The following is an 18,953-nucleotide window of genomic DNA, read 5'->3' as shown; positions in this document are numbered from 1 at the left end:
TATTGGACGGGACGTGCAGGCAGCGTCAGCGCTGTTCCCTAAACGGACCCCACGCCGGCTCGCGCACATCACCGTCGGCGAGGACGAGGCGCTGCCGTACCCGCCCGTCGGACGAGACCGAATACAGCACACCCCTGCGCCCCTCACGCGCCGCGTACAGGACCATGCCGGCGTTCGGGGCGAAGCTCGGCGATTCGTCGAGCGACCCTGGCGACAGCGTGGACCAGCGGGGCGACCCCAGGCTGCGATCCAGCAGTGCAATACGGTACACGTTGCCTGAACCTTGCGCCACGACGATCTTCTTGCCATCGGGCGAGACGGACGGGTCGGCGTTGTAGCTGCCCTCGAACGTCACGCGTGTGGCGCTGCCACCGGAGGCCGGCGCCTGGTAGACCTGCGGGCGACCACCGCGGTCGGAGATGAAATAGATGCTGCCGCCGTCGGCCGCCCAGGTGGGCGAGGTGTCGATGGCGAAGTGGTTGGTGACCTGGGTCAGCGCCTTGCTGCCGAGGTCCATCACGTAGATCTCGGGGTTGCCGCTGCGCGACAGCGACAGCGCCAGGCGGCGACCGTCGGGCGAGAACGAGGGCGCACCGTTGATGCCGCGGAAGCTGGAGACCAGCTCGCGACCGCCGCTGGTGATGTCCTGGATGTAGATCGCCGAGTTGCCGCGCTCGAAGCTGACGTAGGCGATGCGGCGGCCGTCCGGGCTCCACGCCGGCGACAGCAGCGGCTCGTTGGAGCGCACCACGGTCTGCGGGTTGTGGCCGTCGGAGTCGGCGACGACCAGCGCGTAGCGCGCGCTGTCGCCGAGGCCCGTCTGCGTGACGTAAGCGATGCGGGTCCAGAACGCGCCGCGGACACCGGTGACCTTTTCGTAGATCGCGTCGGCCATCTGGTGGGCGACGTCACGCATCGCGTTCGGACGTGCGGTCATCGCCAGCCCGAGCATGCGCTCCTGCTTGGCGACGTCGAACAGTTCGTACTCGACGCGGTAGCTGCCGCCGCCGGCATCGACGACGCGACCGACGACGAGGAAGTCCTGTCGCAGCGCGCGCCAGGTCGGGTACTGCACTTCGCTGCCGCGGGTTGGGCGCTCGACGATGTCGCGCTCGGGCAGCGTGCGGAACTGGCCCGAACGGTCGAGGTCGGCGCGGATGACCGCGGCAACGTCGGTGTCGGGGGCGGCGGCGCTGCCCTGGTAGGGCATGGGCACCACGGCGATCGGCATCGCCTGGGCGCTGCCGCCGGTGATGTCGATTTCCAGGCCCTGCTGCTGCGCACTGGCGAGCATGGGCAAGGCGAGCGCGAACAGGGCCAGCAGGCCGCGGATCAGGATGGGCTTCATCGGATTACCGGTAGTCACGAAGTCGGGGCAGCTTGGCGGGTGGTCCGCCGCGCAGGATGAATGGACGGCCAATCATCCGTCCGGAGGCGTGAAGGTCAGGGCGAGACGTCAGTACGCGAGACCGTCGACGCCGCCACCCATGGCAAGCGCTTGGTCCGCATTCCCATCGGCATATTGATCCGCACTGCGTCGCGAACCGGGCACCCGGCCGCGCGCCGCCCCCACACGTCAGTCCTGCGCGGTGAAGTTGAGATTGAGCCTGCGGTTGAACACCGGTTCGAACCCCGCGTACGGCAGCGGCTCGGCGGCGCGCACTGCCGCTTCGACCGAACGGCGACCCTGCGCGTCATACGGACAGGACGCATCGAACTCGACGTTCAACACCTCGCCGCCCGGCAACTGGGTGATGTAGAGACGGCAGCGCTGGCCCAGCGGCACGTTGTCAGGACGACGCCAGTTGCGGCGGATCGCTTCCTGCAAGGCGGCGGCGTACTTCGCGGCCAGGCCGCTGTCGCCATCAGGACGTCCGGGCGGCGGACTCGCCGACGCGGCGGCGCGCTGCTCCGAGGCCTGCTGCGCGTTGCGGTCGGCGATCTGCTTCAGGCGCTGCTCGGCCTGACGGGCTTCGCGTTCGGTGCGTTCGCGCTCGGCGCGCAGCTTCTCGAGTTCCTGGCGTGCGAGGCGACGCTTCTCTTCGGCCTCGCGCTGCTTCTGCTGCTCGGCAAGCTCGATCTGGGCCTGGCGCCGCTTGGCCTCCTGTTCCTTCTCGCGCTGTTCGGCGGCGATCGCGTCGCGGCGCACCGCTTCCTGCGAAACCTCGTCGGGATTTGGAATCACTTCTTGCGGCGCGACCTGACGGGGCTCGACGGCGTCCTCGGGGCGCGGTTCGGGCAGCGGCTGCGGCGGCGCCGCCACGGGTTCTTCGACCGGCTCGGGCAACGGTTCGGGCACCGGGTCCGGCGTGGGCTCGGGCTTCGGCTCGGGATCGGGCAACGGTTCGGGACGCGACGCCAGCGCGCGGCGATCGGCCGCGCTGAGCGCGTTGGGATCGATGATGTCGGCCGAGACCGGCGAGCCCATCGCGGAGTCGGGCCGCGACGACGCGCTCCAGATCGCGCCAAGGAAGATCAGCCCGAAGATCAGCAGGTGGACCAGGAGCGCCAGTCCGATCGACACTACATTGTCGGAACGCGACTCGCGCATCGTCAGTCCGCGCTTTCCGACGGGCGGCTGATCAGGCTGACCTTGTTGATGCCGGCGGTGTTGATGGCATCGATGGCATTCATGATCAGCTGGTAGCTGGCCGCGCTGTCACCGCGCACGAGAATCGTCGCGTCGGGGTTATGGCTGTGGATGCCGCGCAGGCGCGCGACGAGATCCTCGCGCGTGACCGAGGTGTTCTGCTGCTCGACCATCAGCGCGAGCGCGCCGTCGGGATAGACGCTCACGACCACCGGGTCCTGCGGCGAGCCGAGCGACATCGCGTTCGAATCGGGCAGATTGATGTCGGTGCCCAGATTCATCAGCGGCGTGGTGACCATGAAGATGATCAGCAGCACCAGCATCACGTCGATGTAGGGCACGACGTTGATTTCGTTCTTGAGCTTGCGCCGCTTGGAGCGGCGAAGGGAGATCGACGACATGGCGGGTTCCGGATACGTGGACGGTCGAGCGCGATCGAAAGAACGCGCGCACGCGCGCGTCGGGGTCAGTCGGCGCCGCTCTGGCGTTCGAGAATCGAGGAGAACTCGTCGGAGAAGGCTTCGAAACGCGTGGCGACACGCTCGACCTTGGTCGCGAAGCGGTTGTAGGCCCACACCGCCGGGATCGCGGCGAACAGACCCATCGCGGTCGCGATCAGCGCTTCGGAGATGCCGGGCGCAACCGTCGCGATGGTCGCTTCCTTGACGCTGGCCAGGCCGTGGAACGAGATCATGATGCCCCACACGGTGCCGAGCAGACCGACATAGGGCGCGATCGAACCGACGTTGGCGAGGTACTCGAGATTCCGCTCCAGACCGTCGATCTCGCGGGCGCCGGCCACGCGCATGCCGCGCTGGGCGCCTTCGAGCTGGGTGCGGCTGTCGATGCCGCGGCGCTGGCGCTGGCGCGAGTACTCGCGGTAGCCGGCCTCGAAGATCGCTTCGAGACCTTCGATCTCACGGTTGCGCTCGGTCGCCGAGGCGTAGAGCTTGCTGATCTCGGCACCGGACCAGAAGCGCTCCTCGAAGCGGTCGGCTTCCTTCTCGGCGCGATCGAGCAGGCGCTTCTTGCGGAAGATGATGACCCACGAGGAGATCGACGCGAACAGCAGCAGCAGCATGACCAGCTGCACCGGAATCGACGCGTGCAGGACCAGTTCGAGAATGCTGAGGTCGTTGGGCAGCGGCGCGGTCGCGGCCGCTGCGGCCCCGGTGTTCGCCAGTTCGGTCGCGCCTGCGGCGGCCTCTTCGGGCAGCGCCTGCACCTGGGCGGCGGACTGCAACAACACGGGCATTGGGCTCATCCAGGCTTACTCCGCTGACGTTTCGAGTGACTTGAGTTGGGTGTAGAGCGTGTCGGGGATGGCACGCGGCTTGAAATCCTCGGCCGACAGCGCCGCGATCCGCACCTCGGCGTCGAGCAGCAGATCGCCGTTCCGGCGGACCTCCTGCACGAACACCGCGCTCGCACGGCGGCACTGTCGCAACGCCACGCTGACCTCCAGCGCATCATCGAGCCGCGCCGGACTGCGGAAATCGATCCGCATCGCCCGCACCGCGAACACGGTGCCGTGATCGTCGCGGAGCGTGGCCTGTCCGTAGCCGTGGGCACGTAACCACTCGCTGCGTGCGCGCTCCATGAACGCGACGTACTGCGCGTGATAGACGACGCCACCCGCGTCGGTATCTTCCCAATAGACGCGTGTCGGCCAACTGAATAAACCGGCAACGCCGGACGCGGTCGCGCTCATGCGGCAGGACTCCGGTGTTTTAGAACAGATTGCCGGGCACGGCCGCGGCGTCGCGGCGCGGCTCCAGGCCCAGATGGCGCCAGGCCTTGGTCGTGGCCATGCGCCCGCGCGCAGTACGGACCAGATAGCCCTGCTGGATCAGATACGGCTCGATCACGTCTTCCAGCGTGCCGCGCTCTTCGCTCAGCGCGGCGGCCATCGACTCGACCCCGACCGGGCCACCGTCGAAGTTCTCGATGATCAGGTGCAGCAGGCGCCGGTCGAGATCGTCGAAGCCTTCCGGATCCACCTTGAGCATCTGCATGGCGGCATTGGCCACGTCACGGTCGATGCGCCCGCCGGCCTTGACCTGCGCGTAGTCGCGCACGCGGCGCAACAGGCGGTTGGCGATGCGCGGCGTGCCGCGCGAGCGCCGGGCGATCTCGCCCGCACCGTCGGCTTCGCAGGCCATGCCCAGGATCTGCGCGGAACGGCGCACGATGCGGGTCAGTTCCTCGGTGCTGTAGAACTCCAGCCGCTGCACGATGCCGAAGCGGTCGCGCAGCGGCGCGGTCAGCAGGCCCGCGCGCGTGGTCGCGCCGATCAGGGTGAAGGGTGGCAGGTCGATCTTGATCGAACGCGCCGCGGGGCCCTCGCCGATCATGATGTCGAGCTGGAAATCCTCCATCGCCGGGTACAGCACTTCCTCCACGACCGGCGACAGGCGGTGGATCTCGTCGATGAAGAGCACGTCATGCGGCTGCAGATTAGTCAGCAGCGCGGCGAGATCGCCGGCCTTCTCGATCACCGGCCCGGACGTTACGCGCAAGGCGACGCCGAGTTCATTGGCGATCACGTGGCTCAGCGTGGTCTTGCCCAGGCCGGGCGGTCCGAAGATCAGCACATGGTCGAGCGCCTCGCGGCGCTGCCTGGCGGCCTCGATGAAGATCGCCATCTGCTCGCGGACCGGCACCTGGCCGAGGTAGTCGTCCAGCCGCTGTGGCCGGATGCTCGCCTCGATGGCGTCGTCCTCGCGGGTGGCGTCGGCGGCGATGATGCGGTCTGCGGTCATCCGCGCATGATCGCATGGCGACCGGCCCGACGCGCCTGCAGAGACGGCTCGCGCCGCCCTTGCAGGATCGACTCAGTGCCGCATCGCCTCCGCGGCCAGCGCGAAGCTGTGCTTGCGGGCGCCGTGGTCGAAGATGTTGGCCGTCAGCATCAACTCGTCCGGGCGGTGCCTGGCCACGAAATCGGCGATGCCGTCGCGGACATCCTGCGGATCACCGACCACCGCGCAGGCCAGCGCCTGGGCGACCATCACCTTTTCCTGCGGCGTCCAGAACGCTTCGATGTCGTCGATCGGCGGCGGAATCAGGCCGATCTCGCCCCGGCGCAGGCGCACGAAGCTCTGCTGCTGGGTGGTGAACAGGCGCTCGGCCTCGGCGCGGGTATCGGCGGCGACCACGTTGAGCGCGAGCATCGCGTGCGGCGCCTGCAGGTATTTCGACGGCTTGAACGTGAGACGGTAGCGCGCCAGCGCGTCTTCCATCATTGCCGGGGCGAAATGCGAGGCGAATGCGAACGACAGCCCCATCGCCGCCGCCAGCTGCGCGCTGAAGAGGCTGGACCCGAGCAGCCACACCGGCACGTCCAGACCGGGGCCCGGCACCGCCTGCACGGCCTGGCCCGGCTGCACCGGTTCGAAGTACTGCAGCAGTTCGGCGACGTCGCGCGGGAAGCCTTCGGCACCATCGAAATAACGGCGCAGCGCGCGGATCGTGGCGCCATCGGTGCCCGGCGCGCGGCCGAGGCCGAGATCGATGCGCCCCGGATACAGCGAGGCCAGCGTGCCGAACTGCTCGGCGACCTGCAGCGGCGCATGGTTGGGCAGCATCACGCCGCCCGAGCCGACGCGGATGGTCGACGTGGCGCCGGCGATATGGCCGATCAGCACCGCGGTCGCGGCGCTGGCGATGCCGGGCATGTTGTGGTGTTCGGCCAGCCAGTAGCGGGTGTAGCCGAGCCGTTCCGCGTGCTGGGCCAGATCGACCGAGTTGGCATACGACTGCGCAGCCGTGCTGCCTTCGGTGACGGGGGCGAGGTCGAGGATCGAGAAGGGGATCATGAGCGGACGCGATGCGGGGGATGGCATCGACCTTGGGGCGGCCGGACGCGAACACCAGCGCAGCGATGGCGTTGCAGTGTTCCGCCATCGGCAGCGCCTGCGGCGTTCCGGCAGAATGGCCCGATCACTCGCCACCCCGGGATCGCGATGTCCACGCCTGCACCGTCCGCCGCCAGCCTCTACGCCGACCACCTCGCGACGCTGCAGGCGCGCACCGCCACCGCACTGGAACGCGCCGGCCTCGACCATCTCGTGATCCCCAGCGGCACCCTGCACTACCAGGTCTTCGACGACCGCGACTACCCGTACGCGGCGAATCCGCAATTCAAGGCCTGGCTGCCGCTGAACCGCAATCCGGGCAGCTGGCTGGTGGTGACGCCCGGCGCACGCCCGAAGCTGGTCTATCTGCAGCCGCGCGACTACTGGCATGTCGTGCCCGAGGCGCCGTCGGGCGACTGGGTCGAACACTTTGACATCGTGGTGATCCGCAAGCCGGAAGAAGCGCAGCAGCATCTGCCCAAGAACGCGGCGCGCTGCGCGATCCTCGGCGAGCCGCAGAGCGCGCTGGGTCAGTACGGCGCCTACAAGCCGAACAATCCGCAGGCGGTCGTCGACCATCTCGAGTTCCACCGCGCCTACAAGACGCCCTACGAGCTGGCGATGCTGCGCGAGGCCACGCGTCGCGCGGTCCGCGCACATGCCGCCGCCGAACGCGCGTTCCGCGCCGGCGCCAGCGAGTTCGGCATCCACCTGGCCTATTGCCAGGCGGCCGGTCAGGACGCGAACGAGCTGCCCTACGGCAACATCGTCGCGCTCAACGAACACGCCGCGGTGCTGCATTACACCGAGCTCGGGCGGCTGGCGCCCGACCCGGTGCGCAGCTTCCTGATCGATGCCGGTGCCAGTCACGCCGGCTATGCGGCCGACATCACCCGCACCTACGCCGCCGACACCGCCTGCGAGTTCCAGTCGATGATCGACGCGGTCGACGCCGCCCAGCGCGCGATGTGCGACCGGGTCCGCGATGGCGTGGACTACGTGCGCATCCACCTCGACGCGCACCTCGCGCTGGCCGGTGTGCTGCGCGATTTCGGCGTGCTGCGGGTGTCGCCCGAAGAAGCCGTCGAGACCGGCGTCAGCGCGGCCTTCTTCCCGCACGGCATCGGCCACAGCATCGGCCTGCAGGTACACGATGTCGCCGGCTTCACCGCGTCGGAGACCGGCGGCCGCATCGCCACCCCGGCCGGCCATCCCTTCCTGCGCCTGACCCGCCCGCTCGCACCGGGCATGGTCGTCACCATCGAGCCGGGCGTGTACTTCATCGACATGCTGCTCGAAGACCTGCGCGAGGCCGGCAAGGGCGATGCGGTGGACTGGGACCGCGTCGAGGCCTTCCGCCCCTACGGTGGCATCCGCATCGAGGACAACGTGGTCTGCACCGACGGCGCGCCGGAAAACCTCACGCGCGATGCGTGGCCGGTGGACGACGCGGCCTGAAACCTCGGCGCGGCTTCCGGCCGCGCCCGTTGACTGCCGGCGCGCCGATCAGCGCGCCATGAAGTCCTCGATCTCGTCGGCGGTCCGCGCCAGGCCCGCCGTCAGCACCTCGTGCCCGGCCTTGGTGATCAGCACGTCGTCTTCGGTGCGGATGCCGATGCCGCGCCACTTCGCATCGACGCTGGTGTCGTCGACCGGCACATAGAGTCCCGGCTCGATCGTGTAGACCATGCCCGGCTCCAGCAGCCGCGACTCGCCGTCGATCCGGTAATCGCCGACGTCGTGCACGTCGAGGCCGAGCCAATGCCCGGTCTTGTGGCGGTAGTAGCGCTTGTAGCTGCCGTCGGCGATGTGCTTCGCCAGCTTGCCCTTGAGCAGCCCCAGTCGCAGCAGACCTTCGGTCAACGCTTCGACAGCGGCGTTATGCCCGGCCTCGTAGGCCACGTCCGGTCGCGCCTGCGCCAGCGCGGCCTGCTGCGCGGATTCCACGACGTCGTGCAGCGCGCGCTGCGCCGGTGTGAAGCGACCGTTGACCGGGAAGGTGCGGGTGATGTCGGCGGCGTAGCCGCGGTACTCGGCGCCGGCGTCGATCAGCACCAGATCGCCATCGCGCGCCTGCGCGTTGTTGGCGCGGTAGTGCAGCACGCAGGCGTTGGCGCCGGCACCGACGATGCTCTCGTACGCGGGACTCGCGTCGTTGCGGCGGAACACGTATTCCAGTTCGGCCTGCAGCGCGTATTCGTGGATGCCCGGGCGCGCCGCACGCATCGCCGCGGCGTGGGCTTCGACGCTGATCTTGGCCGCGCGGCGCATCAGCTTGAGTTCGCCGGCATCCTTGAACAGCCGCATCTCGTCGAGCAGATGCCCCAGCTCGAGGAACTCGTGCGGTGGCTGCGCGCCGACCCGCACCTGTGCGCGCACGCGATTGAGCCAGCCGATCAGCTGCAGGTCGAACTCGGTGTCGCGGCCGAAGTGGTAGTAGACCCGCGAGCGGCCTTCAAGCAGACCCGGCAGGATCTCGTCGAGGTCGTCGATCGGATAGGCATCGTCCATGCCCAGCGCCTCGACGGCGCCTTCCGGCCCGACGCGCGGGCCGTCCCAGCCTTCGCGTTCGGGGTCACGCTCGCGGCAGAACAGCAGCGCCTCGCCATGCGCGCGGCCGGGCACCAGCACCAGCACCGAGTCGGGTTCGGCAAAGCCGGTCAGATACCAGAGGTCGGAATCGGGCCGGTAGCTGTAATGCGTGTCGCGGCTGCGGATCCGCTCGGGCGCGCTGGCCAGCACGAGGATCGCGTCGTCGCCGGCCAGCCGCATCAGCTGCCGGCGGCGCTTCTGGTAGCTGGCCGCGGTGATGCCGGTCGCGCCCGGCATCTCAGTTCAACCGGTTGCGGTGACGCGGGCCCAGTGCCGCATCCCCGTGCAGCAGCAGCGCGGCCACACGCACGAACTCTTCGATCTCGGCCAGCGCGTCTTCCTCGCCGGCGTCGTCCGTGCCGTCGTCTTCGGGCTGTGCGGCGGCGAGGCGGGCCAGATCGGCCAGCGCTTCCTGCCCCTCCTCCGACAGCGACGGCCGCTGGCCCGCGGCCAGGCCGAAGCCACCGAGGAACCCACGGCACCAGTCGAACAGCGCGGCACTGCGCTGCGACAGCGGCTGGCCGTCCTCGGGCAACAGCAGGGCGAACGCGAAGTCGCGGTCCTCGAGCTGGGCGGCGGTCGCCGTGCGCAGCCGATCCAGCGCGCTGCCGGCGGCGGGTGCGGCCAGCGTCGGGTCTGCCATCACGGACGCCAGCCAGCCGGCCGCATCGTCGCCGCCCCCGGCCAGCCAGCCGGCCAGTCCACCGTGCAGTTCGCTGCCGGGCATCGCCAGTTGCAGGTGGCGGATCTCGGCGTCGACTTCGGCAAGGCTGGGCAGGGTGTCGGACACGGCGGGCACTCGGGAATGCGGGTGCGCCAGTGTACCAACGGCCCCGTCGCGGCCGCCCCGCCCGCTTGTTGCCGCAGCGCCCGCATGCCTACACTCCGGGCGCCCATCCCGGCACGGAGTGCCGACGCGTGATCGATCCCAGCCAGCTGCACGTGCCCGGCGCCGCGGTGCTGATCGCGTTGCTCGTGCTGCTGGTGATCATGGTGGTGCGTCGGCGCAGCAGTGAGCGCGCCTATCTGGCCGAGATCGACGACCGGCGCGACCGGCTCAAGCTGGCGCTGTGGGCGACGGGCGAGCGCTACTGGGATTACGACGTCGGCAGCGGCCAGTTGCGCCGGCTGCTTGAGGAGGAGCCCGGCACCGACGGCCGCACGCTCGAGGACAGCCTGCCGTTCGAGGCCCTCGTGCATCCCGACGACCAGATCGTCGCGCGCGACACGCTGCGGCGCTATCTCGATGGCGAGGTGAGTCGCTACCAGGCACAGGTGCGCGTGGCCGACGGCGCAGGGGGCTGGGCGTGGATGCGGGTGCGCGGACGCGCGGTCGAGCGCGACGACACCGGCAACGTGCTGCGCATCGCCGGCACCGCGCTCAACATCACCGCCACGCGCGAGGCCGAACGCGAACGCCAGATCGCCGCGGCCGTGCTGCGCAGCATGGGCGAGGCGGTCGCGGTGATGGATGCCGACTTCCGCTACGTGTCGGTCAATCCCGCGTTCCTGCGCATGACCGGCTACGCCGAAACCGAAGTGCTCGGCCGCAGCGCCGCGCTTCTCGACAGCGAGCGGAACGACAGCGCCTTCTACCGTCACATCCGCGCCCAGGCCGGCCGCCAGGGCCACTGGAGCGGCGAGGTATGGCAGCGCCGCAAGGATGGCGACGAGCTGCTGACCGCGATGGAACTGCGCACCGTGCGCGATGCCGACGACGACAGCGTGCTGCACGTCTGCGTGTTCAACGACATCACCCAGCAGAAGCGCACCGAGCAGGAACTGCGCTATCTGGCGAACTTCGACACCCTGACCAGCCTGCCGAACCGCTCGCTGCTGTCGGAGCGGCTGTCGCGCGCGATCGTGCGCGCGCATCGCGAAGACACGCGCCTGGCGGTGCTGTTCCTCGATCTCGACCGTTTCAAGGACATCAACGATTCGCTGGGCCACGCCGCCGGCGATCGCATCCTGCGCGCGGCGGCGGTGCGCCTGCAGCAGACGGTCGGCGAGCAGCACACGGTGGCGCGGCTGGGCGGCGACGAGTTCACCGTGGTGCTGGAGGATCTCGAACGCCCGCACGATGCCGAGCGCATCGCCCGCGAGATCATCAACGCCTTCGAGGCGCCGCTGGCGCTCGACGACCGCCGTGAGATCTCGATCTCGCCGTCGATCGGCATCAGCCTCTATCCCGACCACGCGCAGGTGCCGACCGAACTGCTCAAGCAGGCCGACACCGCGATGTACCAGGCCAAGGCCGCCGGCCGGCGCACCTTCATGCGCTACGACGACAACATGGATCTGGCCGTGCGCCAGCGCGCGACGGTGTCGGGCGCGTTGCGCAAGGTGCTCGACCGCGGAGAACTGCGTCTGGTGTTCCAGCCGCGCATGTCGCTGTCGCCGGCGCGCATCACCGGCGTCGAAGCGCTGCTGCGTTGGTCGAGCCCCGAGCATGGCGACATCGCGCCGAGCGACTTCATTCCGATCGCCGAGGAAAGCGGCCTGATCCTGGAGATCGGCGAATGGGTGCTGCGCGAGGCCTGTCTGGTGCTGCAGCGCTGGCGCCAGCATGGTCTGGACGAGATGACGGTGTCGGTCAACGTCTCGGTACTACAGCTGCTGCGCGGCGATTTCACCGGCGTGGTCGCGCGCGTGCTCGAGGACATCGGCATCCCGCCGCACCTGCTGGAACTCGAACTGACCGAAAGCGTGCTGATGGCCAATGCGGAACAGACCGCCGCGCGCCTGCAAGCCTTCCGCGCGCTGGGTGTATCGCTGGCGATCGACGACTTCGGCACCGGCTATTCCTCGCTGGCCTATCTCAAGCGCCTGCCGATCACCACGATCAAGATCGACAAGGCCTTCGTCGACGGCCTGCCGCACGACGCAGAGGATGCCGCGATCACCCCGACCATCGTCGCGATGGGCCACTCGCTGGGCCTGCGCGTGGTCGCCGAAGGCGTGGAAACCGAAGCGCAGATGCGCTTTCTGGCCGACCGCGGCTGCGACGAGATCCAGGGCTTCTGGATCTCGCCGCCACTCGACGCGCTGCAATGCCTGGCCTTCATCCGCAACTGGCGTCCGGATGCGCCGCACGGCACGCGCCTGGAACGCCTCGCGACGCTGCCTTGACCGGCACCTGCACCCTGCCTATCGTGCGGCCATGACCCAGCCCGACGTTCTCGCCCAGCTCCAGAGACTGACGTCGCGCGTCGATGCGCTGATCGAACGGGTCCGCGTGCTCAGCGACGAGAACCGCAGCCTGCGCCAGCAGCAGGAGACGATCACCGGCGAGCGCGCGCAGCTGCTGTCGAAGAACGAACAGGCGCGCTCTCGCGTCGAGGCGATGATCGCCCGGCTCAAGTCCCTGGAGCAGCACACATGAGTGGCAACGAGGCCGTCAGCGTCCGCGTGCTCGACCGCGAGTACACCGTCGGCGTGGCGCCGGGCGAACGCGACAGCCTGATGGCTGCCGCCCGCGTGCTCGACACGCGCATGCGCGAGATCCGTGGCGCCAACCGCATGGCCGCGGTGGATCGCGTCGCCATCCTCGCCGCGCTCAATCTGGCCCACGAGCTGCAGCTGCTCGGCGACGGCCAGTCGCACGGTTCGCGCGCGGTCGATGATGCCCTTGCCGCCCTGCACGGCAAGCTCGATGCGCTGGACGCCGAGCAGCGCTGACGCCTTCGCGCTGCACGCACGCAGCTGAATTTCCGCAATCGCGACCGACGAACGGGCGGCATCGATCCACGCGCTTGGCTATACTGCGCCTGCGTTCTCTGCCGTGTTCGACAGCGTGCAAAACATTCGCCTTGTCCCTTAATAACGACACCGGGGACGTCAGGAAACCGGGAGTGCCGGTCCGCCCTCGAGCGGAAAGCCCGAAGGAATCCCAGCGTTCCCACTTGAACCTCGGGTTCAAGGTCGTTTCGCAGGCATCGACATCGGCGGAGAACGTATTTTTCTGCCCGCCCGCCGCGTCGCCGGCACTTCCGACGACGAGTCCGGCCGCATGACCGACCGCTCCGCCCTCCGCCGCCGTCTGCGCGACCAGCGTCGCGCCTTGCCGGCGCCCGCGCGCATCGCCGCCGCCGAGGGACTCGCCACCCAGCTGTTCGCCCTGCCCGCGTTGCCGGCCACCGGTTACGTGGCCGGCTACTGGGCCAGCGACGGCGAGATCGGGTTGCACGTCCTCCAGATGCGTCTGCCGGCAGGCCTGATCTACTGCCTGCCGGTGCTCCACGACGACACGCTGCGCTTCGCGCCCTGGCGTGCCGGCGACCCGCTGGTCACCAACCGCTACGGCATTCCCGAACCCGACATCGAACCCGCCTCGGCGCTCGATGCGCGCGAAATGGCGCTGGTCGTCACCCCGCTGGTCGGCTTCGACGCACGCGGGCATCGGCTCGGCATGGGCGGCGGCTGGTACGACCGTACGTTCGCGTTCCGGCAGGCGCAGGCCGCGCCACCGCTGCTGGTCGGCGCGGCGTTCGCGCTGCAGCAGGTCGACGCGCTGGACGTCGCCGACTGGGACGTGCCGCTGGATGCGATCTGCACCGAATCGGGCATCCTCTTTCCGACCACTGCTGCCGACGAGACGCGATGAGCACCCGCAAGCGCTACTGGCTGATGAAGTCCGAGCCGGACGAATTCTCGATCGACGACCTCGCCCGCGTGGGCACCGAACCCTGGACCGGGGTGCGCAACTACCAGGCGCGCAATTTCATGCGCGACGGCATGCAGGTCGGCGACCAGGTGTTCTTCTACCACTCGAATGCGGACGTGCCGGGCATCTACGGCATCGCCGAAGTGGCGAGCGCCGCGTATCCGGACCCGACCCAGTTCAAGAAGTCGTCGAAGTACTTCGACGAGAAGGCGACGCAGGAGACGCCGCGCTGGTTCATGGTCGACGTGGGCTACGTGCGCACGCTGGCCCGCCCCATTCCGCTGAGCGAGATCCGCGAGCACGCGGCCGAGCTGGGCGAGGAGTTCGCGCTGATCCGCAAGGGCGCGCGCCTGTCGGTGCTGCCGGTCACGGCCGCACAGTGGAAACTGCTGTTGTCCTTGGAGAAGAAGCGATGAGCGAAGGCAAGCGTCTGGCCGGCGAGAAGGCGATCGAATACGTCGAGGACGGCATGATCGTCGGCGTGGGCACCGGCTCGACGGTGGCGTTCTTCATCGATGCGCTGGCGAAGATCAAGCACCGCATCGAGGGCGCGGTGTCGAGTTCCGACCAGAGCACCGAACGCTTGCGCGCGCACGGCATCGAGGTGCTCGACCTCAACGCCACCGGCCCGCTGTCGCTGTACGTCGACGGCGCCGACGAATGCGATCCGGGCAAGCACCTGATCAAGGGCGGCGGCGCGGCGCTGACGCGCGAGAAGATCATCGCCGAGGCCAGCGAGAAGTTCGTCTGCATCATCGATCCGGCCAAGCAGGTGCCGGTGCTGGGCGCGTTCCCGCTGCCGATCGAAGTCATCCCGATGGCCCGCAGCCTGGTCGCACGCACGATCCTCGAAACCACCGGCGGCCAGCCGGTCTGGCGCGAAGGCGTCAAGACCGACAACGGCAACTGGGTGCTCGACATCCACAACCTGTCGATCACCGATCCCGTCGCGCTGGAGGCCAGGCTCAACCAGATTCCGGGTGTGGTCAGCGTCGGCCTGTTCGCACGCCGCAAGGCGGACGTCGTGATCGTGGGTACCGCAACACCGACCGTTCTCGACTGATCGCACGGCCGCCGGGCGCACAGGCGCCCGGCGGCTTCACTGCGGTTTCGGCGCGCGCAGCAGGCTCAGCGCGAAGCCGCCGATCAGCAACACCCCGAGCAGCAGCACGCCCCACAGCAGCCATGTACCCCAGTCGCGCGGCGGCGTGTTTTCCAGCGCAGCGGCGCCCGCGAGTTCGGCGCGTGCGCCGAGCGTGGCTGCGGCCGGCTGCCAGTTGCCCCCATTGCGTGCGCGCAGGTCCGCCAGCAGCGGCGCGACCGGCGCATCACCGCGCACGGCGGTGGCGCTGCCTGCGCGCAGCGCGAACGGCGGCGCTCCCTCGGCCACGAACACAAGGCGTTCGGGCTGCCATCCCAGACGCAGCTTCGGCGTGGCACCGGTATGTGGCGAATCCGGCACCAGACGCCACTGGCGCGCGCGCAGCGTCGCGTCGAGCGCCAATGGCGGTGTGCGCGAGGCCGCATCCGCGCCGACGCGGTAGACCAGCCAGTTGCTGGTGAGCGTGCGCCACGGCGTGTCGTCGGCTTCGCGCACGGACAGCGTCCAGCGCGCGGTCGCATTGCCCTCCAATCCGATGTCGACGTGGGTCACCGGCAGACGTGCATCGAGCCGGTACACGAAGCCGCCGTCCGCATCGACCGGGCCCGGGGCCTGCAGGTCCTGCCAGGCGAGGGTCGGCGCGTCTGCAGCCGCGTTGGTTTCGCCGACCAGCGACACGATGGCCGGCATCACGCCGGCACCCGCGCCCGGCAACAGCCGCAGATAGCGCGTGCGCACCGGCGCGTCGAAGGCGATCCGCCGCTCGACCAACCGGTCGTCGCCGCGCCGAAGGTCGAGCAGGCGTCCGCCCGCGGACACCGGCCGCCAGTCGCGCAGATTGTCCGACGCCTCGACACGCATCGTGCGTTCGAAAGCCGTCTCGGCGACGCCCCAGTCCAGCACCAGCGCCTGCAGCGGCGCGGTGGCTGCGCTCGCATCGATCAGCAGAGCGGCCGGTGGCGCGTTCTCGCGGGCGGGTCGCCACTGGATGCGGCGCAGGCGGCCGTCGGGATCGAGCTCGCTGATCGCGGCGATGTCGCTGCCGGCGCGGGCGGCATCGGCCGGCAACGGGAACCAGGCCAGCGCCTGCGTCGCTTTCCGCGCGGCCGGCGGCGGCGCGGCCTGCAGCAGCGCCGGTACCTGACGCCCGTCGCCGTTGACGACGACGACATCGCGCAGCGCAGGCGACACCGTGGTGGCGTAGACGGCCGCGTCGAGTTCGAGCTGATAGGCCCCGGCGTCGCCCGATGGCAGGGTCAGCGGCCATTGCGCGACGAACGCGCCGTCGTCCGCCGCGACCGCCGCGGACGCGAGGAAGAGGCCGCAGGCCAGGGCGCGAACGCGTCGGATCGAAATGCTCATGCGCCGGCCTCCGGTGCCGGTTCGGGCGTGGCGGCGCGCGGTGGCGCCGGTGCGAAGAAGCCGACGACCGTGCATAGCAGGCCGTAGGCGATGAAGGAGCCGATGCCCCACAGGTTGCCGAGGTGGCCACGGTCCACGATGACCAGCTTGGCCAGCACGATGCCCATCAATGCCGCACCCGCAAGCCACAGCACGCGCTGGCCGCGGCGCGAACCGAGCACCCAGCCCAGCACGCCCAGCACGCTCCAGACGATCGTCAGGCTGGTCTGCGCGAGGCTGCTGGAGGCGAGCGTCGCATCCCAGGGCGCGCCGCCCCAGTGGTGCGCGCCACGCAGTGTGATCGCGGTGACCAGCAGGAAGGCGCCGGCCGACAGCACCGGCACACGGGCACGCGCACCGATGGGCGCATCACCGCGCCACATCCAGCGCGCAAGCAGCATCAACACGGCGATCTGCGCCAGGTCCAGCGGATTGACCACCGCGACCCACGGCAGCGGCGCCGGGTCGCCTGCGCTGCGTAGCGCGAGCAGCCACCACAGCGCGAGCAGCGCGCAACACACGCTGCGGAACGGCATGCGCATCGCGTCGAAGTCCCGGCCGAGCGGATGCGTGAGCCACGGCCAGCGCAGCAGCGCGATCGCGGTGATCGCCAGCCACGGCAGGATCGCCGCGACCAAGGTCCAGGCATCGCCGCCGACGACGCGATCGACCACCTGCACCAGCAGCAGCGACAGGGCGAACGGCCACAGCAGCCACCAGGTGAACTGCGCAGCGCGGGCAAAGCCGCCCTCGCCCGTGCGCAGGCACACCAGCGCGCGCACGCCCAGGGCTGCGAACACCAGCCAGGCCCATATGCCGTAACCGGCAAAGGGGTGCTGATGCGCCTCGGCCTGCAGCACGGCCAGCGGCAGCGCCGCGACGAGTGCAAGACAGCTCGTGCCCGCCAGAAGGGGATCGGCCACGCGGCGATTGCGCTCGGCGGCCAGCCAGCCGGTGACTGCCATGAGGACCAACAGCGCATCCGGGAACGCGGCGCCCGGTAGCACCCGCTGCAGTTCCAGCGTCCACGCGCCCAGCCACCAGAGCATCGCCCACAGATAGGCGAGCCGTGCCGACACGACCGCGCGCCAGTGCGCATACGCGGCCGCGATCGCCAGACCGGACAACGCGAACAGCATTGCCCCGACGAACAGGCCGTGCGCGAATGGCGTGTCGTCGACGACCGTGTTCCCGGCTGCGAAGACATAAGCCACGACCGCAGCGCCCTGCAGGGCAATGCCCGACCAGCGCGGCAGACGCCGCTGCTGGCGCAGGCCGAGCCACACCAGCGCGGCGCCTTCGAGCGCGAACACGCAGGCGGTCGCCTGCGCCGACAGCGCCAGCGGCACCGCCAGCGTCGCGAAGCCCGCCGCCAGCAGCGCGTACGACTGCTGCAGGACCTCGTAACGGCCACCGCGACGCAACCACCACGACAGACCGGCATACAGCGCCCCCAGACCCAGGGCGACGAGCGCCAGCGTCGTCGTGTCCTCGCGCATCAGGCCCGCCTGCAACGAGAACGCGATCAGCGGCGTCCCGAACACGAGGCAGCCGTCGATCAGATCGCGCTTGCCCACCGGCCGGCGACGCGCATGCAGCAGCGGAACCGCGAGATAGATCGCGAAGAACAGGGCGAGGAAGGCCTGCGCCGAGCGGTAGTCCGCGGCTTCGTAGTCGAGCACGCCCCACAGCGTGCCGATGCCGAAGGTGAAGACGAAGCCCAGCAGATTCAGCAAACGCCAGGCGCGGAACCAGGCGATGGTCACGATCGCCGCGTTGAGCACCGCGTAGTAGCCGAACAGCGCGACATGGTTGCCGCTGCCGGTCGACAGCCAGATCGGCGCGAGGAAGCCGGCCAGCACCGCGAACACCGCCAGCGCCATCGCGCCCTGCAGCACGGCCAGCGCACCGGCACCGAAGACCAGCAGCACGCTGGCGGCGAACGCGAACTCCGGCGCGATCAGCCCGAACATCTTCGACGCCGCGAACACCACCAGCAGCAGGATGCCGATCATGCCGCCCTGCAGACTCAGCGCGAAGGTTCGGTGGCTGATCCGACGGCGCCAGCCGAACACCAGACCGGCGACCGCCGCCAGCGAGACGCCGGCCAGCCGCAGCGAGATCGGCACCTGCAGCAGGCCCTGGTCGCTGGCGTATTTGAGCAGCGCCGCGACGCCGGCAAACAGCACCAGCATGCCGATCTTCACCGGCACGTTGCCGCTGGTGAACCACCGCTTCACCAGACGCAGCCCGCGCGCGAATACATCCGGACGTCGCGGGGCGGCAGGTGTGTCCGGAGGCGGCGGCGCGGGACGATCCGCATCGCGCCATGTGTCGCGTGGTGGCACGGGCGGCAGCGGAGGCGGTGCCGCCGCCGGCGCGGTCGTCGGGGGCTGCAGCGTATCGTCCGTGGACTGCGGCGGAAGCGGCGCGGGTGGTGGTTCGACGGGTGTTGCCGCCGGAGGCGCGGAGGCGGACGCGCGCGTCCAGACAGGCCCGGCGCCCGATGTCGGCATCGCGCGCGATGCCACCTCGGCGCGCAGGCGCTCGGTCATGTCCTCGAGTTCGGCCACCCGACGGCGCAGCCCGAACAGCATGGCCAGTCCCACCACCAGCAGCACCGGCACCGTCAGTAGCGCCAGACCGATCAATACGATGAGTTCTTCCATGGCACCCCGCCGCGCCGGACGGCGCACCCGGCCACCTTACCCACGGGCGCCCCGAACACAAGAAGCCCCGCGTGTGCGG

At 69.8% G+C, this 18,953-nt stretch carries 18 protein-coding genes and 1 other RNA gene; 8 read left to right on the top strand and 11 right to left on the bottom strand.

All coding sequences use genetic code 11. From position 1 onward, the window contains the following. Positions 1-25: 25 nt before the first annotated feature. From tolB to E2F49_RS12915, 7 genes are all read right to left on the bottom strand, one after another. Positions 26-1,348 (bottom strand): Tol-Pal system beta propeller repeat protein TolB, encoded by a 1,323-nt coding sequence (gene tolB / locus E2F49_RS12945; RefSeq protein WP_055246604.1) that lies wholly within the window; start codon positions 1,346-1,348, stop codon positions 26-28. Between the two features lie 228 nt (positions 1,349-1,576). Next, positions 1,577-2,551: a cell envelope integrity TolA family protein gene (locus E2F49_RS12940; RefSeq protein ID WP_133394268.1), complete on the bottom strand. Its 975-nt coding sequence runs from the start codon at positions 2,549-2,551 to the stop codon at positions 1,577-1,579. Between the two features lie 2 nt (positions 2,552-2,553). After that, positions 2,554-2,991, bottom strand: a complete 438-nt coding sequence (locus E2F49_RS12935; RefSeq protein ID WP_133394267.1) for an ExbD/TolR family protein — start codon at positions 2,989-2,991, stop codon at positions 2,554-2,556. A gap of 65 nt (positions 2,992-3,056) precedes the next feature. Further along, positions 3,057-3,854: a protein TolQ gene (gene tolQ, locus E2F49_RS12930; protein ID WP_243713597.1), complete on the bottom strand. Its 798-nt coding sequence runs from the start codon at positions 3,852-3,854 to the stop codon at positions 3,057-3,059. Positions 3,855-3,860: 6 nt separating this feature from the next. Continuing rightward, entirely contained in the window at positions 3,861-4,301 is a 441-nt protein-coding gene (ybgC, locus tag E2F49_RS12925; RefSeq protein WP_055246596.1) for a tol-pal system-associated acyl-CoA thioesterase, read from the bottom strand. A 19-nt stretch (positions 4,302-4,320) separates the two neighbouring features. Further along, positions 4,321-5,352 carry a Holliday junction branch migration DNA helicase RuvB gene (gene ruvB, locus E2F49_RS12920; RefSeq protein ID WP_133394266.1) on the bottom strand — a complete coding sequence of 344 codons (1,032 nt, stop codon included), beginning with the start codon at positions 5,350-5,352 and terminating at the stop codon, positions 4,321-4,323. Between the two features lie 72 nt (positions 5,353-5,424). Further along, a complete protein-coding gene (locus E2F49_RS12915) occupies positions 5,425-6,408 on the bottom strand; it encodes an LLM class flavin-dependent oxidoreductase (protein ID WP_133394265.1) in 984 nt (327 codons plus the stop codon). 147 nt (positions 6,409-6,555) lie between these two features. On the opposite strand from E2F49_RS12915, the gene pepQ reads away from it, so the two are divergent. After that, positions 6,556-7,905 (top strand): Xaa-Pro dipeptidase, encoded by a 1,350-nt coding sequence (gene pepQ / locus E2F49_RS12910; RefSeq protein WP_133394264.1) that lies wholly within the window; start codon positions 6,556-6,558, stop codon positions 7,903-7,905. Between the two features lie 48 nt (positions 7,906-7,953). On the opposite strand, the gene E2F49_RS12905 is transcribed toward pepQ, so the two are convergent. Both E2F49_RS12905 and E2F49_RS12900 read right to left on the bottom strand, forming a co-directional pair. Continuing rightward, positions 7,954-9,276 carry an aminopeptidase P N-terminal domain-containing protein gene (locus E2F49_RS12905; RefSeq protein ID WP_133394263.1) on the bottom strand — a complete coding sequence of 441 codons (1,323 nt, stop codon included), beginning with the start codon at positions 9,274-9,276 and terminating at the stop codon, positions 7,954-7,956. 1 nt (position 9,277) lies between these two features. Continuing rightward, a complete protein-coding gene (locus tag E2F49_RS12900) occupies positions 9,278-9,829 on the bottom strand; it encodes a UPF0149 family protein (protein WP_425481380.1) in 552 nt (183 codons plus the stop codon). A 128-nt stretch (positions 9,830-9,957) separates the two neighbouring features. Here E2F49_RS12900 and E2F49_RS12895 point away from each other — a divergent pair, with 128 nt between their 5' ends. The 7 genes from E2F49_RS12895 (at position 9,958) to rpiA (ending at position 14,765) form a co-directional block, all read left to right on the top strand. Continuing rightward, the gene (locus E2F49_RS12895; RefSeq protein ID WP_133394262.1) at positions 9,958-12,168 is read left to right on the top strand and encodes a putative bifunctional diguanylate cyclase/phosphodiesterase; all 2,211 of its coding nucleotides are present in this window, start codon (positions 9,958-9,960) and stop codon (positions 12,166-12,168) included. 31 nt (positions 12,169-12,199) lie between these two features. Next, positions 12,200-12,421, top strand: a complete 222-nt coding sequence (locus E2F49_RS12890) for a TIGR02449 family protein (RefSeq protein WP_055246587.1) — start codon at positions 12,200-12,202, stop codon at positions 12,419-12,421. Beyond that, the gene (locus E2F49_RS12885; RefSeq protein ID WP_055246585.1) at positions 12,418-12,717 is read left to right on the top strand and encodes a cell division protein ZapA; all 300 of its coding nucleotides are present in this window, start codon (positions 12,418-12,420) and stop codon (positions 12,715-12,717) included. Before E2F49_RS12890 ends, E2F49_RS12885 begins: the two co-directional genes overlap by 4 nt. Positions 12,718-12,809: 92 nt before the next feature. After that, a non-coding RNA gene (gene ssrS / locus E2F49_RS12880) (6S RNA) lies at positions 12,810-12,994 on the top strand. A gap of 54 nt (positions 12,995-13,048) precedes the next feature. After that, the gene (locus E2F49_RS12875; protein WP_133394261.1) at positions 13,049-13,642 is read left to right on the top strand and encodes a 5-formyltetrahydrofolate cyclo-ligase; all 594 of its coding nucleotides are present in this window, start codon (positions 13,049-13,051) and stop codon (positions 13,640-13,642) included. Then, on the top strand, positions 13,639-14,118 hold the full coding sequence (locus E2F49_RS12870) for an EVE domain-containing protein (protein ID WP_055246580.1): 480 nt from the start codon (positions 13,639-13,641) through the stop codon (positions 14,116-14,118). The genes E2F49_RS12875 and E2F49_RS12870 overlap by 4 nt, the downstream gene beginning before the upstream one ends. Continuing rightward, positions 14,115-14,765, top strand: coding sequence for a ribose-5-phosphate isomerase RpiA (gene rpiA, locus E2F49_RS12865; RefSeq protein WP_133394260.1), 651 nt, complete (start codon positions 14,115-14,117; stop codon positions 14,763-14,765). The genes E2F49_RS12870 and rpiA overlap by 4 nt, the downstream gene beginning before the upstream one ends. Before the next feature lie 36 nt (positions 14,766-14,801). On the opposite strand, the gene E2F49_RS12860 is transcribed toward rpiA, so the two are convergent. Next, positions 14,802-16,166 carry a DUF3999 family protein gene (locus tag E2F49_RS12860; RefSeq protein WP_165971237.1) on the bottom strand — a complete coding sequence of 455 codons (1,365 nt, stop codon included), beginning with the start codon at positions 16,164-16,166 and terminating at the stop codon, positions 14,802-14,804. Beyond that, positions 16,163-18,874, bottom strand: a complete 2,712-nt coding sequence (locus E2F49_RS12855; protein WP_133394258.1) for a DUF2339 domain-containing protein — start codon at positions 18,872-18,874, stop codon at positions 16,163-16,165. Before E2F49_RS12855 ends, E2F49_RS12860 begins: the two co-directional genes overlap by 4 nt. Positions 18,875-18,953 lie beyond the last annotated feature (79 nt).

The organism is Luteimonas terrae (assembly GCF_004358165.1).
In the GTDB taxonomy this organism is placed as follows: domain Bacteria; phylum Pseudomonadota; class Gammaproteobacteria; order Xanthomonadales; family Xanthomonadaceae; genus Luteimonas; species Luteimonas terrae.
This window is presented reverse-complemented; position numbering and strand designations above follow the sequence as displayed.

Excerpts from the sequence above, each read along its gene's own strand:
- E2F49_RS12915 (WP_133394265.1), bottom strand. The coding sequence starts at position 6,408 with ATGATCCCCTTCTCGATCCTCGACCTCGCCCCCGTCACCGAAGGCAGC.
- tolB (WP_055246604.1), bottom strand. The coding sequence starts at position 1,348 with ATGAAGCCCATCCTGATCCGCGGCCTGCTGGCCCTGTTCGCGCTCGCC.
- E2F49_RS12940 (WP_133394268.1), bottom strand. The coding sequence starts at position 2,551 with ATGCGCGAGTCGCGTTCCGACAATGTAGTGTCGATCGGACTGGCGCTC.
- E2F49_RS12860 (WP_165971237.1), bottom strand. The coding sequence starts at position 16,166 with ATGAGCATTTCGATCCGACGCGTTCGCGCCCTGGCCTGCGGCCTCTTC.
- E2F49_RS12875 (WP_133394261.1), top strand. The coding sequence starts at position 13,049 with ATGACCGACCGCTCCGCCCTCCGCCGCCGTCTGCGCGACCAGCGTCGC.
- E2F49_RS12935 (WP_133394267.1), bottom strand. The coding sequence starts at position 2,991 with ATGTCGTCGATCTCCCTTCGCCGCTCCAAGCGGCGCAAGCTCAAGAAC.
- tolQ (WP_243713597.1), bottom strand. The coding sequence starts at position 3,854 with ATGAGCCCAATGCCCGTGTTGTTGCAGTCCGCCGCCCAGGTGCAGGCG.
- ruvB (WP_133394266.1), bottom strand. The coding sequence starts at position 5,352 with ATGACCGCAGACCGCATCATCGCCGCCGACGCCACCCGCGAGGACGAC.
- ybgC (WP_055246596.1), bottom strand. The coding sequence starts at position 4,301 with ATGAGCGCGACCGCGTCCGGCGTTGCCGGTTTATTCAGTTGGCCGACA.
- E2F49_RS12890 (WP_055246587.1), top strand. The coding sequence starts at position 12,200 with ATGACCCAGCCCGACGTTCTCGCCCAGCTCCAGAGACTGACGTCGCGC.
- pepQ (WP_133394264.1), top strand. The coding sequence starts at position 6,556 with ATGTCCACGCCTGCACCGTCCGCCGCCAGCCTCTACGCCGACCACCTC.
- rpiA (WP_133394260.1), top strand. The coding sequence starts at position 14,115 with ATGAGCGAAGGCAAGCGTCTGGCCGGCGAGAAGGCGATCGAATACGTC.
- E2F49_RS12855 (WP_133394258.1), bottom strand. The coding sequence starts at position 18,874 with ATGGAAGAACTCATCGTATTGATCGGTCTGGCGCTACTGACGGTGCCG.
- E2F49_RS12870 (WP_055246580.1), top strand. The coding sequence starts at position 13,639 with ATGAGCACCCGCAAGCGCTACTGGCTGATGAAGTCCGAGCCGGACGAA.
- E2F49_RS12905 (WP_133394263.1), bottom strand. The coding sequence starts at position 9,276 with ATGCCGGGCGCGACCGGCATCACCGCGGCCAGCTACCAGAAGCGCCGC.
- E2F49_RS12885 (WP_055246585.1), top strand. The coding sequence starts at position 12,418 with ATGAGTGGCAACGAGGCCGTCAGCGTCCGCGTGCTCGACCGCGAGTAC.